Source organism: Methylobacterium sp. WL6, assembly GCF_008040095.1.
Taxonomy (GTDB): domain Bacteria; phylum Pseudomonadota; class Alphaproteobacteria; order Rhizobiales; family Beijerinckiaceae; genus Methylobacterium.
In genome coordinates this window covers 1-2732 of the sequence record NZ_VRVH01000443.1, presented here as the reverse complement: position 1 = coordinate 2732, position 2732 = coordinate 1, and the positions used below count along the sequence as shown (strand labels likewise).

Below are 2732 nucleotides of genomic sequence, written 5' to 3'. Positions count from 1 at the left end.
GTGGCAGGCGATCAAGGCCGCCGAGCGCGCCGCCAAGCCGTCCCGCGCCCCGGCGGGACCGCTCGACGGCGTCGCCCGGACGCTTCCGGCCCTGACCCGGGCCGAGAAGATCTCGCGGCGGGCGGCCGGCTACGGCTTCGATTGGGCGGATGCGGCGGACGTGGTCGCCAAGGTCCGCGAGGAGGCCGACGAGGTCGCCGAGGCGCTCGCCGGCGACGACGGGCAGGCCGTGGCCGAGGAGATCGGCGACCTGCTGTTCTCGGTGGCCAACCTCGCCCGGCACGCCGGGATCGACCCGGAGGCGGCGCTCAGGGCCGGCAACGACAAGTTCGTGCGCCGCTTCACCGCGATGGCCGCCCGGCTCGAGGCCGCGGGCGGGACGCTGTCGGATGCCGACCTCGCCGCGATGGAGGCGGCCTGGGCCGCGGTCAAGCGAACCGAGCGCGAGGCCTGATCGCGGATTTGAGATTCCAAAGGGATCATCCCTTTGGCGGGTGTCGGGCGGAGCCCGACGAATAGGCACCAGGGCTTCGCCCTGGACCCACGAAAGGGATGATCCCTTTCGAAACCCGCTCTCAGACCACGCTGCCGCGCAGGTCGTAGGCGTCGGCCGCCTCGATCCTCACGGTGACGATGTCGCCCTGGCGCACCGGCCGACGGCTGGCGACGTGGACGGTGCCGTCGATCTCGGGCGCGTCGTATTTCGAGCGGCCCTTGATGCCGTCGGGCCCCACCGTGTCGACGATCACGGGCAGGCGCTTGCCGATGCGCGCCTTCTGCAAGCGCAGCGAGACCTGCTGCTGCGCTTCCATGAAGCGGCGCTTGCGCTCGGCCTGCAGTTCCGGCGGCACCGCCGCGCCGACGGAATTGGCGAGCGCGCCCGTCACCGGCTCGTAGGTGAAGCAGCCGACGCGCTCGAGCTTGGCTTGCCCGATCCAGTCGAGCAGCTCCGAGAACTCCGCCTCGGTCTCGCCGGGGAAGCCGACGATGAAGGTCGAGCGGATGGCGAGGTCCGGGCAGGTCTCGCGCCAGCGCCGGATGCGCTCGAGCTGGCGCTCCTGGTTGCCCGGGCGGCGCATGCGCTTGAGCACGGTCGGCGAGGCGTGCTGGAGCGGCATGTCGAGGTAGGGAAGGATCTTCCCCTCCGCCATCAGAGGGATCACCTCGTCGACGTGCGGGTAGGGGTAGACGTAGTGCAGTCGGACCCAGGCACCGAGCTCGCCGAGTTCCTTGGCGAGATCGTAGAACTTCGCCCGCACCGCGCGGTCGCGCCACGGGCTTTCGGCGTAGCGCAGGTCGACGCCGTAGGCGCTGGTGTCCTGCGAGACGACGAGCAGCTCCTTCACGCCGGCCTTGACCAGCTTCTCCGCCTCGCGCAGCACGTCGCCGGCGGGGCGGCTGACGAGGTCGCCGCGCAGCGACGGGATGATGCAGAAGGTGCAGCGGTTGTTGCAGCCCTCCGAGATCTTCAGGTAGGCGTAGTGCCGCGGGGTCAGCTTGACGCCCTGCGGCGGCACCAGGTCGAGGAACGGGTCGTGGGCCGGCGGCACCGCCTCGTGGACGGCGGCCACCACCGATTCGTAGGCCTGCGGGCCGGTGACGGCCAGGAGGTTCGGGTACTTGTCGCGGATCTCGTCGGGCTGGGCGCCCATGCAGCCGGTGACGATGACCCGGCCGTTCTCCGCCATCGCCTCGCCGATCGCCGAGAGCGATTCGGCCTTGGCCGAATCGAGGAAGCCGCAGGTGTTGACGATGACCACGTCCGCCCCGTCGTGGCGCCGGGCGAGCTCGTAGCCCTCCGCCCGCAGATGCGTGAGGATCCGCTCGGAATCGACCAGCGCCTTCGGGCAGCCGAGCGAGACGAACGAGATCTTGGGTGCGGCCGAGACCCTTGCGGGCGTCGGATCGGACGGAAGAGCGGATGCGGTCATGCTGCCTTTGTGCGGCGTGGACGCCGCCAGGTCGGACGCCTCGAGAATCCGAGGATGGGGGACATCCCGATCTTCGGGCCCGAATTTTCGTGATGGGGCATCGCTATAGCGGGATCGCGGCGCCCGCGCGAGCCCCGCCGGCGCGCGGCCGAGCGCCGAGTGGGATTGCGTCGGGCGCATCGGTCGCAAAACCCTGCGGCATCGGCTGCGGCTTCCCAGGGGCTACCGCCTGTGCGAGGCCTTCGGACCCACCGACGGGCCGGCACCCGTCGCCCTCGAACCGGACGCGACAGCGCAGGACATGGCGGCGCAACAGATCTGGACCCGGGAGATCCCGTTCGTCGACCCCGTCGCGGCGGCGATGCGGCTGCGCCGCTGGCCCGGCCTCGCCTTCCTCGACAGCGCGATGCGGCACGACACCCTCGGCCGGGTCTCGATCCTGGCGGCCGACCCCTTCGCCCGTTTCCGGTTTCGCGACGGCCGCGCCACGCTGGACGGGCGGCCCGTCCCCGGCGGGCCGATGGCGGCGCTCCGCGCCTGCCTCGCGCCCTACCGGCTCGGCCCGGAGGAGGGGGCCGCGTTCTCCGGCGGCGCGATCGGCTACTGCGCCTACGATCTCGGGCAGGCGCTGGAGCGGGTGGTCCCGCCCGCGCGCCGGGCCGGGCTGACGGACGACGCCGCCTTCGACCTCCACGACGTCGCGCTCACCATCGACCACGGCGCCGGCACCTGCCGCCTCGCCGCCACCGGCTTCCCGGAGACCGAGCCGTCGCGGCGCGAGGCCCGCGCGCAGGCGCGGCT

Annotated in this window: 2 protein-coding genes and 1 pseudogene; 2 read left to right on the top strand and 1 reads right to left on the bottom strand. The window is 72.3% G+C overall.

All coding sequences use genetic code 11. From position 1 onward, the window contains the following. The coding region (locus FV230_RS26910) for a MazG nucleotide pyrophosphohydrolase domain-containing protein (protein WP_281408340.1) at positions 1 to 454 on the top strand (454 nt) is incomplete at its 5' end. A gap of 121 nt (positions 455 to 575) precedes the next feature. On the opposite strand, the gene rimO is transcribed toward FV230_RS26910, so the two are convergent. Next, positions 576 to 1931, bottom strand: a complete 1356-nt coding sequence (gene rimO / locus FV230_RS26905; protein WP_147729438.1) for a 30S ribosomal protein S12 methylthiotransferase RimO — start codon at positions 1929 to 1931, stop codon at positions 576 to 578. 301 nt (positions 1932 to 2232) lie between these two features. On the opposite strand from rimO, the pseudogene FV230_RS26900 reads away from it, so the two are divergent. Then, positions 2233 to 2732: pseudogene (locus tag FV230_RS26900) on the top strand (aminodeoxychorismate synthase, component I); the annotation flags it as partial.